General features: G+C 71.6%; 10 protein-coding genes. 5 read left to right on the forward strand and 5 right to left on the reverse strand.

Annotated elements, in window-relative coordinates; translation table 11 throughout:
• The first annotated feature begins 187 nt into the window (after window positions 1–187).
• Window positions 188–3184 (forward strand): choice-of-anchor D domain-containing protein, encoded by a 2997-nt coding sequence (locus tag AABA78_RS07480; protein WP_338262275.1) that lies wholly within the window; start codon window positions 188–190, stop codon window positions 3182–3184.
• 137 nt (window positions 3185–3321) lie between these two features.
• Window positions 3322–4908 (forward strand): serine/threonine protein kinase, encoded by a 1587-nt coding sequence (locus tag AABA78_RS07485; protein ID WP_338262276.1) that lies wholly within the window; start codon window positions 3322–3324, stop codon window positions 4906–4908.
• A gap of 101 nt (window positions 4909–5009) precedes the next feature.
• Here AABA78_RS07485 and AABA78_RS07490 read toward each other — a convergent pair whose 3' ends face one another.
• The 3 genes from AABA78_RS07490 to ttcA are packed head-to-tail and all read right to left on the reverse strand — an operon-like array spanning window position 5010 to window position 7507.
• Window positions 5010–5834: a phosphate/phosphite/phosphonate ABC transporter substrate-binding protein gene (locus tag AABA78_RS07490; protein WP_338262277.1), complete on the reverse strand. Its 825-nt coding sequence runs from the start codon at window positions 5832–5834 to the stop codon at window positions 5010–5012.
• A 12-nt stretch (window positions 5835–5846) separates the two neighbouring features.
• Complete coding sequence (locus AABA78_RS07495; protein ID WP_120528546.1) at window positions 5847–6671, reverse strand: tellurite resistance TerB family protein; 825 nt, start codon at window positions 6669–6671, stop codon at window positions 5847–5849.
• Window positions 6650–7507 (reverse strand): tRNA 2-thiocytidine(32) synthetase TtcA, encoded by an 858-nt coding sequence (ttcA, locus tag AABA78_RS07500; protein ID WP_338262278.1) that lies wholly within the window; start codon window positions 7505–7507, stop codon window positions 6650–6652. Before ttcA ends, AABA78_RS07495 begins: the two co-directional genes overlap by 22 nt.
• A 65-nt stretch (window positions 7508–7572) precedes the next feature.
• On the opposite strand from ttcA, the gene AABA78_RS07505 reads away from it, so the two are divergent.
• On the forward strand, window positions 7573–8742 hold the full coding sequence (locus AABA78_RS07505; protein ID WP_171415830.1) for a ribonuclease D: 1170 nt from the start codon (window positions 7573–7575) through the stop codon (window positions 8740–8742).
• A gap of 192 nt (window positions 8743–8934) precedes the next feature.
• The gene (locus tag AABA78_RS07510; protein ID WP_171415832.1) at window positions 8935–9291 is read left to right on the forward strand and encodes a four-helix bundle copper-binding protein; all 357 of its coding nucleotides are present in this window, start codon (window positions 8935–8937) and stop codon (window positions 9289–9291) included.
• Between the two features lie 6 nt (window positions 9292–9297).
• Here the strand turns inward: AABA78_RS07510 and AABA78_RS07515 are convergent, their stop codons facing one another.
• Window positions 9298–10803 carry a carboxypeptidase M32 gene (locus AABA78_RS07515; RefSeq protein WP_338262279.1) on the reverse strand — a complete coding sequence of 502 codons (1506 nt, stop codon included), beginning with the start codon at window positions 10801–10803 and terminating at the stop codon, window positions 9298–9300.
• Between the two features lie 43 nt (window positions 10804–10846).
• On the opposite strand from AABA78_RS07515, the gene AABA78_RS07520 reads away from it, so the two are divergent.
• Window positions 10847–11389, forward strand: a complete 543-nt coding sequence (locus AABA78_RS07520; RefSeq protein WP_338262280.1) for a hypothetical protein — start codon at window positions 10847–10849, stop codon at window positions 11387–11389.
• 9 nt (window positions 11390–11398) lie between these two features.
• Here AABA78_RS07520 and AABA78_RS07525 read toward each other — a convergent pair whose 3' ends face one another.
• Window positions 11399–13351, reverse strand: coding sequence for a hypothetical protein (locus AABA78_RS07525; RefSeq protein WP_338262281.1), 1953 nt, complete (start codon window positions 13349–13351; stop codon window positions 11399–11401).
• Window positions 13352–13355 lie beyond the last annotated feature (4 nt).

The raw sequence follows: 13355 nt of genomic DNA on the forward strand, positions 1-13355 counted from the left end.
CCCTCCAGGGCAACCCGGTTCCCTCCAGCGCTCACTTGGCCGCCGGACCATGAGCCAAGTCCCTGAATTCAGGTGGGCGCGGGGCCACGGCCCCGCCCGGCACGGGTCTTGATTAGGGGAAGCCCGAGATGGATCACGTGTCCCGGGCATCCGTGTGCGTGTGGTGGGGAAGGGTGGGGAGCGGACAATGGTGATGGGGTGGAGGGGTCGGTTCGTCCTGCTGGCGTCGCTGGTCGCGGGGACGATGGCGTGTCACGAGGAGGACCAGACGCGCGGGGTGCAGGCCACGGCGGTGCTGGACGTGGACGCGCTCGACTTCGGCGAGGTGCCGGTGGGCGAGTGGCGTGAGAAGGAGGTCCGGATCCGCAACGTCGGCTACGTGCCCTTCTCCGCGCTGGAAGCGCTGGGGATTGGCAACAACCCGTCGTACCAGGTGGAGCTGACGGACGGAGGCGGCCGCGTGCCGCCGGGCGAGTCGCACGTCGTCAAGGTGCGCTTCCACCCCCTGAAGGAGGGGCCCGTGGAGGAGACGCTCCGCGTGACGACGGACGCCAACGTGGGCGCGCTCCAGCAGCTCCAGGTCCAGGGCCTGGGCACGCCCACGCGCATCGGCGTGAACCCGCCGGTGCTGGACTACGAGACGCTGGAGGTGGACAGCGACCGCACGCTGGAGGTCACCGTCACCAACCCGGTGGACCTGCCGCTGACGCTGAAGGTGGCGGGCGACCAGGCGGACCCCTTCACGCCGGACACCATCACGGTGCCGCCCAACAGCACCCAGGTGGTGAAGACGAAGTACCTGCCCCGCGCGCTGGGGCAGATGGGCGCGCGGCTGGAGGTCATCTCCTGCGAGACGTGCACCCCGTCCGTGGTGGACTTGAAGGGCAACTCCGTGGCGAGCGCCTTCGTGTTCGACCCGGCGCCCGTGCCCTTCGACGAAATCCCGGTGCACGAGCGCACCGAGTCCTTCACCCGCGCGCGCAACATCACCTGGCGCCCGGTGACCATCTCCGCGCTGGCGACGAGCGACCGGGCCTTCTCTCCGCTGACCAAGCCGGAGGGCAGCACGGTGCAGCCGGGCGAGGTGGTGGAGATGCGCATGGAGTTCGCCGCGCGCTTCTCCGGCCCCAACGTGGGCAACCTCACGGTGGCGTACGCGTCCGACAAGTCGCGTGAGTCCCGCGTGATGCTGGATGCGCGCGGTGGCCGGCCCACGCTGGCGGTGGCCCCGGTGGCGCTGGACTTCGGCGAGCTGCCGGTGGGCGGCAAGCTGGAGCAGGTCATCCGCATCACCAACGCGGGCAGCAACGGCCCGCTCACCTTCACCGGCGTGCGCGCCGACGGCGACGCGGTGCAGTTCAACGTGGGCACGCCCACGCGCGGCACGCAGGGCTATACGTGGAAGGGCGGCACCTGGCCCGCGCTGGAGGCCAACGGCCTGCAGATCCAACCGGGCGACGACGCGCTGGAGCTGAAGGTCTACTTCGAGCCCAAGAACGAGGGCACCTTCAGCGCGACGCTCTACGTGCAGTCCAACGACCTGTTCACGCCCGAGCGCGCCATCGTCCTGACGGGCCGCGCCCGCGCCTCCGGCCCCTGCGTCTACGAGCTCCTGCCGCAGCCGAAGCTGGAGTTCGCCAACGTGGTGCCGGGCCGCGGCGCGGTGCTGGGCTTCTACTTCCGCAACCCGGGCCGGGCCGAGTGCGCCATCAAGGACGTGCACCTGTCCAATGACGGCGGCGGCGTGTTCTCCATGCCCGGCGGTCCCATCACCGGCGGCGTGGTGCTCTACGACACGGCCTTCAGCTCCATGATTGCCTTCAAGGCGCCCACCACGGGCGGCGAGTTCAACGGCGAGCTGATGCTCACCGTCAACAACCCGGCCTACCCCACGGTGACGCTGCCCATCCACGCGGTGTCCAACCCGTCCTGCCTCGTGGCCACGCCGTCCTTCGTGGACTTCGGGCCCATTCGCTACGACTGCCCGGCCAGGCCGCGCAAGACGTTCCTGTCCAACCGCTGCAGCGAGCCGCTCACCGTGGCGGACGCCACCATCGGCAACGGCACGTCGAAGCAGTTCTCGCTGCTCACGCCGGTGACGGCGCCTATCACGCTCCAGCCCGGCGAGGGCTTCGAGATGGAGGTGGACTACGCCCGCAACGTGCTGGGCCAGCACTACAGCCCGCTGTACTTCCAGGCGGACACGGAGCCCAACCGCTTCCTCGTCCCGCTGCTCGCGGAGACCAACCACGAGGGCATCCAGGTGGACCGCTTCACGCAGGGCACCGACAGCCAGCTGGACGTGCTCTTCGTGGTCTCCAACACCACCACGATGGAGACCTACCAGCAGCGCCTGCGCAACGCGATTCCCGGCTGGCTGCAGCGGGCGAAGGAGCTGAACGTGGACGTGCGCGTGGGCGTCACCAGCACGGGCCTGGTGCAGCGCCAGGGGCTGTGCGGCGGCGGCGCCAACGGCGGTGAGGCCGGCCGGCTCTTCCCGGTGGACGGCAGCCGCGCCCGCGTGGTGTCCGGCAACAGCGCCAACGCGGCGGCCACCATCCAGGCCAACCTGGACGTGGGCCTCTGCCACAACCTGGTGCAGGGCCTGGAGACGACGCGCCAGGCCCTGTCCGCCCCGCTGTCCGAGCAGGCCGACGACGTCCGCACCCCGCAGCCCAACGACGGCAACCTGGGCTTCACCCGCGCCGCGGCCCGCATGGCGGTGGTGGTGCTGGCGGACGAGGACGACCACTCCGGCTTCACGCCCGACAGCTACATCCAGTTCCTCCAGACGCTGAAGGGCACGGGCATGTCCCAGCGCAGCAACCTGCACGCGCTCATCCCCAACGGCGCCTGCTCCACCGCGAGCAGCAGCGCGGACCGCTTCGCCGCGGTCGCCAGGGGCACGGGCGGCACGGTGGGCTCCATCTGCGAGGGGGACTACCGCGGGTTCCTGGACCCCATCATCCAGAAGGCCGGCGAGCCGCAGGCGGACTTCCCGCTCACCGCCACGCCGGACGGCACGCAGGAGATGAGCGTGCGCGTGAACGGCCGCCCCCTGGGTGCGGACCAGTGGACCTACGACGCGGGCCGCAACGCGGTCATCTTCGCGGCGGGCTCCGTGCCCACCCCGGGCCAGGCCGTGGAGATCCGCTACCGCAGCGTCTGCGCGCCGACGCCGTAGCCGAGGGGCCGTAGCCGATACAAAGTCGTGACGCAGCGCGGCCGGGCCGGTCCCTCCAGGGGGCCGGCCCGGTTCGCGTTTTTGGGGGTGCTCGGGCTTTTGAGATCCGCGCTGACGCGGCTATCGTCACGGCCGGAGTGGAAACGTTCGGCCGCTATGAATTGCTGCGCAAGCTGGCCACCGGCGGCATGGGGGCCGTCTACCTTGCCCGGCAGAAGGGGCCGGTGGGCTTCCAGAAGCTGCTGGTGGTGAAGCGGCTGTTGCCCCACCTGTCGGAGGACGACGAGTTCCTCCAGATGTTCCTGGACGAGGCGCGCATCGCGGCGCTGCTCAACCACCCCAACATCGCGCAGATCTACGAGATGGGGGACGTGGACGGGCAGTACTACATCGCGATGGAGTACGTGCACGGCGAGCCCCTGGGCTCGCTGGTACCGCGCGCGTCCGCGCACCCGGGCGGCTTTCCGCTGGGGCTGCGGTGCCGGATCATCGCGGAGGCGGCGGCGGGGCTGGACGCGGCGCACAACGCGCGCAGTCCGTCCGGCCGGAAGCTGTCGCTCATCCACCGGGACGTGTCGCCGCAGAACGTGCTGGTGGGCTTCAACGGCGGCGTGAAGCTCATCGACTTCGGGGTGGCGAAGGCGCAGGGGAAGCTGTCGCAAACGGTGGTGGGCACCATCAAGGGTAAGCACGCGTACATGTCCCCGGAGCAGGCGCGGGGCGAGCCGCTGGATGCGCGCTCGGACGTGTTCGGGCTGGGGACGGTGTTCTACGAGCTGTTGACGGGCGGGCGCCTGTTCAAGCGCGAGACGGAGATGGCCACGCTCAAGGCCGTCGTGGGGCACAAGATCGTCCCCCCCTCGGAGGCGGTGCCGGGGATCCCGAAGTCGTTGGATCCGATTGTCTTCAAGGCGCTGGCGCGCAAGCGCGACGACCGGTTCACCACGGCGGGCGAGCTGCAGCTGGCGCTGGAGGAGTTCCTCCAGCAGGAGAAGCTGCACGGCACCAGCGCGCACCTGGCGGCGTTCATGCGGGACGTCTACGCGGACGAGTTGGAGGAGGAGCGCTTCGCGGCCGAGCCGACGATGATCTACTTCGACCCGCGCCTGATGGCCCGGCCGGGCAGCGCGGCCGCCGCGAAGGCCCCGGTCTCCGGGACTACGGGGACGACGCCGTCCGCGGGCAAGGCGCAGCCGGCTCCGGCGAAGACGCCGCCCCGCGCGCCGGAGCCGTCGGTGAGCCAGTCGTCGACGAAGGCCGCCGCGTCTCCGGAGGACTCCGGCGTGGGGCGGCCGCCGCGCACGAGGGAGACCTCCGGCCTGAGCCGCCCGGACGCCCGGCCCGTGAGGACGCGGGAGCACACCGGCGCGAGCCTCGCGGACACCCGGCCCCTGAGCGATGAGGACGAGGGCCCGTCCACCGCGAAGCACGAGGCCGTGCGCGGGGAGGCCCCCCGTTCGTCCACCGCGAGGCACGACGCTGTTCGCGCCGACGCCTCGAAGCCGTCGCGCGCGCCGGACAGCTCCACGGGAAGCCGTCCCGCCGCGAAGGCCGTGAAGTCCTCCGCGGATACGACCGGCAGCCGCTCCGCCGCGAAGGCCGTGCGCGCACCGGAGGACTCCGTCGGCGGCAAGGTGCCCGCGAAGACGGCTCGCCCCACGGAAGGGTCCGTCTCCTCCGCCCGGCGCCCCGCGCGCGGCGGCGGTTCCGACTCCGACAAGTAGGCCGCCGCGCTATCGCGACAGGCCACCCACGAGGAGGCCGGTGCGCTATCGCGACAGTCCGCCCGCGAGGAGGCCGCTGCTCCGTCGAGACCGCGTCGCGGCTACAGGCTGGCCAGGGCCACGCGGTACAGCGCGCGGTAGCCCATGCGCGGCGCCACTTCGAACCGCTCCGCGTTGAAGATGTCTCGCAGGAGCGCCTGCCCGTCCGGCGTGGCCGTCAGCCCCAGCAGCGCCGCCTCCAGCGCCGCCACCAGCGGGGCGGGCAGCCCCATCGCCACCGGCACGCCGTCGTTGGGGGCCTCGTCCGTGTAGGCCAGGAGCTCGAACTTCGCGCCCATCCCCCGCCCCAGCACGTCCTCCACGCCCGTGGTGAACGTGAGCCCCGTGGAGGCCGGCGGACAGAAGACGCTCGTCACCTGCGCCCTGCCCTCCAGCACCGCCTCCAGCGCGCCCTGGTACGAGCCCGTGAACTGCTGCGCCACGAACACCCGCGACGGCTCCAGCCCCTGCGTCTTGAGGTACGCGCTGGGCAAGAGGTAGCCCGCCACCGAATCGCGGTCCACCCACGCCGCCGTGGAGCCCTTCAGCTTCTCCAGCGTCAGCCCGGAGCCCGCCCGCCCCACCAGCGCGGAGCGGTAGCTGGACATGCCCCGGCGCACCCCTCGCGCCAGCACCCGCACGCCCATGGCCTCCATGCGCGCGCACACGAAGGGCGGCGCCCAGGCCGCGTCCGCGCGCCCGGACAGCAGGTCCTTCGCCAGGGTCTCGTAGCTGGTGGCGACGCTCACCTCCACCAGCTTGCCCAACGCGCGCTGCAGGAACGACGCGAGCCGTTCCGCACGCTCGCGCGCCGTCTCGCTGCCCAGCGACGGCGGCAGGCCGAAACGGAAGGAGTGCCGTGGACCGGAGGGGACTTGCGGGGTCATGCGACTCCCTGCTTACCCTTGCTGGTCCAACCGCGCCACTTCATCGTCCGCCAGACCGAACGTCGCCTGGAGCAGGTCCAGGATGCGCTGCTCCGCGGTGCTCGTCCGCCCGGACGCGTGGGCAATCTTGGTGGCAAGCTGGTAGGCCTTCACCCGCTGGGAGTGCGTGGCCAGCCCGTGCGCCAGCACGTGCAGCCGCTGGGGCAGCCCGTCCGACGCCAGCGCCGCCACCGACTCGCTCACGAAGCCCTGCGCCCGCTCCGGGCTCACGTTCTGGAAGAGCGGATCCGCCGCGAAGCTCTCCACCATCGCGCGGGCCTCCGCCTCCTTCAGCTGGCCGTCCGCCGCCAGCACCAGCACCATCACCTCCGCGAACAGCCGCTCCAGGGGTTCGCCCAGCGCCTCCGACAGGCTGCCCCCCTGCTCAATCACGTCGATGATCTGCGCGACCTCGTCCTCGGAGATGCCCAGCGCCGCCTGGAACGTCTTGAGCAGCCCCAATTCCGAGCGCGTGGCCCGCTGGTCCGCCAGCGCCACCGCCGCCGCCAGCCCGAAGGCCAGCATCCGGTTCTTGTGGTCCGGCAGCCGGCGGCGCAGCGAGGCCAGCACCTCCTCCAGGTTGCGCGCCTCCGACAGCCGCACCGCGCTGGACTCCACCAGCAGGTTCAGCTCGCCGGACTGCGTGCCCTCGAACTCCGGGCGCTCCAGCACGCGCGCCAGCAGCGTCTGCATCTCGCGCTGGGACACGCTGCCGTCCGCCATGGCGGCCAGCAGCATGGCTTCCACCAGCGCCGCGTTGCGCTCCTTGCGCGCCTTCACTGCCTGCTCTCGAGCCATAGACTGGCGCTCCCTTGCGTGTCGGTGGTGGGGGGGGTGACCGCGGGCCCGTCTTCCGTCGCGTTCAGCGGGTCCGGGTTCAGCGTCTTGTCCAAGAGGTGCGTGGGGCGCACGTTCGACATCGCGTTGAGCAGGCTCTGGCGGACGTTGGGGATCTCCTTGCCCAGGTCCTCCACCAGCTTCTGCATCCGCTTGCGCTGCAGGTTCTCCTGCGACCCGCACAGGTCACAGGGGATGATGGGGAACTGCTTCGCCTCCGCGAACTGGATGATCTCCTTCTCCGGCGCGTAGCACAGCGGCCGGATGACCACGTTGCGGCCGTCGTCGCTCTTCAGGAGCGGCGGCATCGCCTTGAGGCTCCCGGCGAAGAACATGTTCAGGAGCATCGTGTGGATGAGGTCGTCGCGGTGGTGGCCCAGGGCGATCTTGTTGCAGCCCAGGTGCACGGCGGCGTTGTAGAGGATGCCCCGGCGCAGGCGCGAGCACACCGAGCACTGCGTCTTGCCGGGCGGGGTCTTCTCCAGGACGATGCTGTAGGTGTCCTCCTTCAGCATCTTGTAGGCGTAGCCTTCCTTCTGGAAGTAGCCCTCCAGGATGTGGCCGGGGAAGCCGGGGTGGCCCTGGTCCAGGTTCACGGCCAGCAAGTCGAACTTCACGGGGGCCCGCCGCTGCAGCTCGCGCAGCAGGTGGAGCATCGTGTAGGAGTCCTTGCCTCCCGACACGCCCACCATGATGCGGTCTCCGGCCTCGATGAGGCGGAAGTCCGCGATGGCCCGGCCCATGTGGCCAAGCAGGCTCTTTTCAAGACGTTGGGCGTCGTTCATCGGCGGGGCCATCCTAGCGGCGGTTCGGGAAAAAACACGTCAAAGGGGCGGGCCGGTCCGCTAGCCTGCTCCCCGCGATGCCGACCTTTCCTCAGGGAGCCGTGGATGTAGTGGACCGCGCGGGCGAGGAGGCCGCCACGCGGGTGCTGGAGGCCTCGCCGGAAGTGGCCGTGGACCTGGAGGCGGACGCCATGCACGCCTTCCGGGCCCGCCTGTGCTTCCTCCAGCTGGGCACCGACACGGACATCTTCCTCTTCGACACGCTCCAGCCGGGCGTGGATCCGCGCCTGCTCTCCCCCATGATGGAGGACCCCGGGCGCACGAAGTACTTCCACGCCGCCCAGGGCGACCTGCAGTTCCTGGCCGAAGCGGGCGTGCGCGTGCGAGGCCTCTTCGACACGCACCGCGCCGTGACGCTCCTGGGGTGGCCCAAGGTGGGCCTGGCGGACCTGGCGCGTGAGCGGCTGGGCGTGGAGCTGCCGAAGGAGCACCAGCAGTCCGACTTCTCCCTGCGTCCCCTGCCCCCGGGCATGCGGGACTACATCGCCAACGACGTGCGCTACCTCTGCGAGCTGGGCCGTCAGGTGCGCGACGCGTGCCGCGAGGCGGACATCCTGGAGGAGGTGCTGCTGGACTGCGAGCGCATGTGCGCGGAGGCCGAGGCCCGGCCGGAGACGGGCGCCGAGTACAAGCCCAAGCTGTCCCGCAGCGGCCTGTCCCCGGTGCAGTACGCGCTCGCGCACGCCATCGCGCAGGGGCTGCACAAGCTGCGGCTGGAGTGGGCGGAGAAGGACAACGTGCCCATGGGCCGCATGCTGTCCAACATGGCCATCACCGACCTGGCCCTGAAGCAGCCGGACACGCACAAGGACCTGGCGCGCGCGGCCGGCGTGCGGGGCGCGGTGGTGCGCGCGCACGGCGACGCCATCCTCGCCCTCATCCGCGAACAGCAGCAGAAGGCCACCCGGGGCGAGCTGGACCTGGACCGCGAGCCCAAGGGTCCGCGCGACCCCCACCGGCGCAAGCGCGAGGACGCGCTCAAGGCGTTCCGTGTCGAGCAGGCCACGCTGCGCAAGGTGACGCCCAGCGTGGTGCTCACCAACCCGCTCATGGACGCGCTGGCGTCGAAGCCGCCCACGAGCGCGGAGGAGCTGTCGCAGCTGCCCTACTTCGGGGAAAAGCGGATCAAGTTGTACGGCGACAAGCTGATCGCCCTGCTCCAACCCTTTCCGGTGCTGGGAAGCTGACGTTCGCCCGCGACGAAGAGGCAGCCAGGCTACGATTCGGCTGAATCACGCGCGGGGCTTGTGCATCCCTGTGCGGCTCGCTGTCCATGACCCTGGAACGCAGGTGTTCAAGCGCCATCTGCGGCTCCGGTGCCGGTTGCGAGAACCGCGTGCGTGCGTACCTTTGACGCCGCACAAAGGGAGGGCGTGGTCATGCTGGGAGCCAGGACAGGCGGGGCGCGGACAGAGGTCTCCCGGTGCATCGCCGCGAGCCTGCAGTGCCAGACGGCCTGCGAGGCGGGCATGGCGCGCCTGGTGGCCCAGGGCATCGCGGCGGATGACGACGCGGTGCGGCTGCTGCGCCAGTGCGCGGAGCTGTGCGAGCTGAACGTGCGCGCGCTCCAGAAGGAGAGCCGGCTGTCGCGCCGCACCGCCAGCCTGTGCTTCGAACTGGGCAGCCAGGTGGCCCGCGCCGCGTGGCTGGAGGCGCAGGACCCGGACTCGCACGCGCTCGCGCGGGACGCGCTGCACCTGGCGCGCGCGTGCCGCCCGCTGGTGTTCGCGGCCTGAAGCGCGTTAGAGGCTCACGCCGTACAGCGCGCCGTACTTCGCGCGCAGGTACGCCAGGAAGTCCCGGTCCGTGAGCCCCTCGCCGGTGATGGCGCGCACGCGCTCCTCCGCGGGCAGCCGGAAGCCGTGCGCGTGCAGGTTCGCGCGCAGCCACCCCAGCAGCGACGACGTGTCGCCCCGGGTGAGGTCCACCTCCAGTGACGGCAGCGCCCGGTTCGCGGCGGCGTACAGCGAGGCCGCGTAGAGGTTGCCCAGCGAGTACGTGGGGAAGTAGCCCAGCTCTCCCCAGGCCCAGTGGATGTCCTGGAGCACGCCCTGGGTGTCGTCCGGGGGCGTGATGCCCAGGTAGCGCCGCGTGCGCTCGTTCCACGCGGACGGCAGCTCCGACACGGGCAACTCGTCGCGCAGCATCGCCAGCTCCAGCTCGTAGCGCAGGGCGATGTGCAGGTTGTACGTCACCTCGTCCGCCTCCACGCGGATGAGCGACGGCACCACGTGGTTGATGCCCGCGTGGAAGCCGTCCAGCTCCACGTCCGCCAGCGCCTGCGGGAAGGCCTCCTTCAGCGCGGGGAAGTGGTGCACCCAGAAGGCGCGGCCCCGGCCCACCAGGTTCTCCCAGAGGCGGGACTGGGACTCGTGCAGCCCCATGGACGGCACCGACGCCAGCGGCGTGCGGTGGTGCTCCGGGGAGAAGCCCTGTTCGTACAGGCCGTGGCCCGCCTCGTGGAGCGTGCCAAAGAGGGCCGCGGGCGGCCACGCCGCGTCCAGGCGCGTGGTGAGGCGCACGTCCTGCGCGTGCACGCTGTTGGTGAAGGGGTGGATGCTGACGTCCTGGCGGCCCGCCTCCAGGTCGAAGCCCACGGCCTTCAACAGCCGCATCGTGAACCGCCACTGCTCGCCGGTGTCGTAGGTGCGGCCGGAGAGGAACGCGGGGAAGGGGCGCTTCTGCTCGCCCAGCGCGGCCACCATGGGGATGAGCGCGTCGCGCAGCGCGGTGAGCACCGGGGTGAGGCGCTTCACGCGCATGCCGGGCTCGAAGCCCTCGAGCAGCGCGTCGTAGCGCTCGCCGTCGTGGCCCTGCGCGTCCGCCTGCTCACGCCGCAGCGCGAGCAGCGCCTCCAGCGCGGGCTGGAAGCGGGCGAAGCGCTTCGTCGTGCGCGCCTCGCGCCAGGCCTGGAGGCCCTCCCCCTGCGCCTCCGCCAGCGCGGTCACCAGCCGGGCGGGCAGGCGCACCGCGCGGTCGCGCTCGCGGGTGAGGACGCGCACCATGGCGCGCTCGTCGGGCGTGAGGGCCGCGAAGTCCGGGCCGCCCTCGCCGGCGCGGGCCAGCGCCTCGCCCAGGCGGGGGTCCACCAGCCGCTCGTGGTGGAGGGCCTGGACGGTGGCCAGCTGCTGGGCGCGGGCGGAGGCCGCCTTGGAGGGCAGGTAGACCTCCCGGTCCCAGGAAGCCAGGTTGATGACGCTGTTCAGGTCGTTCAGCTCGTGCATCCGCGAGCGCAGCCAGGTGTCCATGGCTGTGTTTCTAGCGTGCTTCCAGGGTATGAGGTCGCCCGCGATGGCCAACATCCTCCAATTCTTCATGGCACCCGACGACGAGGTCGCCTTCTTCCGCTTCCTGGAGCGCCACGTCCTGGAGGTCTACCCCCGGCGCGTGCCGCCGGACTGGGTGCCCTTCCGGGCCACCCCGGACAACATCCCGCGCCTGCCGGAGGAGGACCTCTACCTGGTGGCCAGCGAGATTGGCCCCGCCATGGTGGACAAGGTGAAGCGAGGCCCGGACAAGGGCTTCTGGCGCATCGACGAGGTGCGCTCGCCCGTCATCTTCATCGAGCGGTCGCGCCGCAACGAGGAGGGCGAGCTGCTCAGCGGCAAGATGTGGGTGGAGCTGGAGGTGACGTCCCAGACGGGCCGTCGCGACGCGGCCCCGGACAAGTTCCGCCGCCTGTACCTGGAGGTGGAGGAGTTCGTGAAGAAGACCTTCCGCCGGGGCGACCCCAAGGACTTCTTCGTCGGCAACCGCGCCGCGCGCCTCTTCAAGGAGGGCCTGGTGCTGCGCGACTCCGCCTTCCGCGGCGGCACGGTGGTGCCGCACAAGTAGGCCCCTGCGTCAGGCCGCGGACTCGCGCGGCACGGGCATGGGCGGCGCGTCCTCCGGCAGGGGACGCGCGGCCGCCTCGGTCCTCACCCGGCGCGGCGCCAGGGCCAGCGCCAGCGCCACCGGCGCCAGCAACACGGTGGACTGCACGAACCGCAGGTCCGGGTTGGGCGTCACCAGCAGCCACGAGAGCGCGTTGAGCAGCGGGGCCAGCAGGATCCACGGCGGGGACAGGCCGCGCTGGCGCCGCAGGGCCACGAGCACGCCCGCCACCAGCAGGTACAGCGACGGCCCCGGCTGCCACACGGCCACGCGCCACACGCCTTCCGAATAGTAGGTCCGGAGGATGAAGTCCTCGTAGCGCGCCTGCCACCGGGCCTGCCAGGTGCGCGTCCTCACGCCCACGCGGTTGGGATCCACCGCCCGGCCACCGCCGTTGAAGGGCCCCACGTAGAGGTTCGACGTCAGGGCCCAGGTGTAGCGCGACACGCAGAGCTGGTGCGCCAGCAGTTGCTGGGGATGCGCGCGCGCGAAGCGCCACAGCACCCCCGCCAGCCCCACGCCCCGGCCCACCAACCGCTCCTGGTGGCCGAGCAGCGGCGAGGAGCCGAAGATGAGCCGCCCCACGTTGTCGCAGTCGTAGCGCTCGCGCCAGTCCGCCAGGGGCATGATCTGCTCCAGCAGCTTCGCGTCCTCGGGCGTCAGGTCCGGCGCGCGCGCCGCGAGCGCCAGCCGGTGGATGACCCACACCTGCGGGAGCATGGGCGGCGTGGGCTGGACGTCCATCCACACGTACATCGGTCCGCGGACGAACACCGTGACGGCCACCGCGACGGTCGCGAACGTCGCCCGCGCGCGCCAGTCCCCGTAGCGCCACAGGCCCACCGCCAGCAGCGGCAGGCCCACGAGGGGGCCGTTGTGGCGCAGCAGGCACAGCGACGCCACGCACAGCCCCAGCTTCACCGCGCCGCCCACGCCCAGGCGCCCGGTGCGCTCCGCGCGCAGCAACAGCAGCACCGACGCCAGGCACATCTGCGCGAAGGCCGTGTCCTTCCACACCGCGATGACGTTGAGGCCCACCGAGGGCGACAGCGCCAGCCACGCGGCCGTCCCCCAGCGGGCCCACGCCGGCACCCGCCAGTGCTCCAGCTCCTCCAGCACCTTGCCCAGCAGGACCGCGAACATCACCACCTGGAGGCCGGTCATGCCGCCCAGCGAGCCGGTGGGCGCGGTCAACACGCCCATCCACCACGTGTGGAAGGCCGGGTGCCAGTCCACGTACTGCCCCGTCAGCACCTGCTCCCACTGCGCCATCGGGTCGTAGGACACGAGCCCCGGGAAGAACAGCGCCCAGGTGAGGCCCCAGGTGAGGAGCGGCCCCAGCGCGTACTTCGCCCAGCCCCAGCGCCGCCGGCCGAAGTCCGCCACGCGGCCCCGGCCCCAGCGCGTCTCCAGCGCCAGCCATAGCAGCCCCCACGTGAGCAGCACCTGGTACAGGTCCACGCGCTCCAGGGCCCACAGGCCCGGTGAGAGCCGGGGCACCCGCACGTGCACTCCGCCCTCGAAGCCCTCCTGCGTGAACGGCTGCGCGGGGTGCGCGTCTCCCCAGAGGGGCGGCGAGCGCTGGGACACCCAGGTGACCTGCGTGAGCGTCGCGGGCACGCCTTGCAGGCGCAGCTGCGCGGCGCGCGCGTCGCGGGGCAGCGGGATGCGCAGCTCCTGCTGTCCCTCCGGGATGCCGTCACCCGTCACTGGAGACACGTCCTCGGATGACAGCTCACGTGCCTTCGGCGGGTGCATGCCCCGCTGGAACGTCACGCTCCCCGTCACCGGCCAGCCCACGGTGGGGAAGCGCAGGCGCAGCTCCCGGTCCGGGCCCAGCTGGTACTTGAAGAGCGGCCACAGCGCGAGCGCCACGCACAAAGCCAGCGCCAGCCGCCAGGCCACTGCCCGTTCCTGGTCCATCACT

Origin of the sequence: Corallococcus caeni (assembly GCF_036245865.1) — a bacterium.
GTDB lineage: Bacteria > Myxococcota > Myxococcia > Myxococcales > Myxococcaceae > Corallococcus > Corallococcus caeni.

Excerpts from the sequence above, each read along its gene's own strand:
- AABA78_RS07480 (WP_338262275.1), top strand. The coding sequence starts at position 188 with ATGGTGATGGGGTGGAGGGGTCGGTTCGTCCTGCTGGCGTCGCTGGTC.
- AABA78_RS07490 (WP_338262277.1), bottom strand. The coding sequence starts at position 5,834 with ATGACCCCGCAAGTCCCCTCCGGTCCACGGCACTCCTTCCGTTTCGGC.
- AABA78_RS07495 (WP_120528546.1), bottom strand. The coding sequence starts at position 6,671 with ATGGCTCGAGAGCAGGCAGTGAAGGCGCGCAAGGAGCGCAACGCGGCG.
- ttcA (WP_338262278.1), bottom strand. The coding sequence starts at position 7,507 with ATGGCCCCGCCGATGAACGACGCCCAACGTCTTGAAAAGAGCCTGCTT.
- AABA78_RS07505 (WP_171415830.1), top strand. The coding sequence starts at position 7,573 with ATGCCGACCTTTCCTCAGGGAGCCGTGGATGTAGTGGACCGCGCGGGC.
- AABA78_RS07510 (WP_171415832.1), top strand. The coding sequence starts at position 8,935 with ATGCTGGGAGCCAGGACAGGCGGGGCGCGGACAGAGGTCTCCCGGTGC.
- AABA78_RS07515 (WP_338262279.1), bottom strand. The coding sequence starts at position 10,803 with ATGGACACCTGGCTGCGCTCGCGGATGCACGAGCTGAACGACCTGAAC.
- AABA78_RS07520 (WP_338262280.1), top strand. The coding sequence starts at position 10,847 with ATGGCCAACATCCTCCAATTCTTCATGGCACCCGACGACGAGGTCGCC.
- AABA78_RS07525 (WP_338262281.1), bottom strand. The coding sequence starts at position 13,351 with ATGGACCAGGAACGGGCAGTGGCCTGGCGGCTGGCGCTGGCTTTGTGC.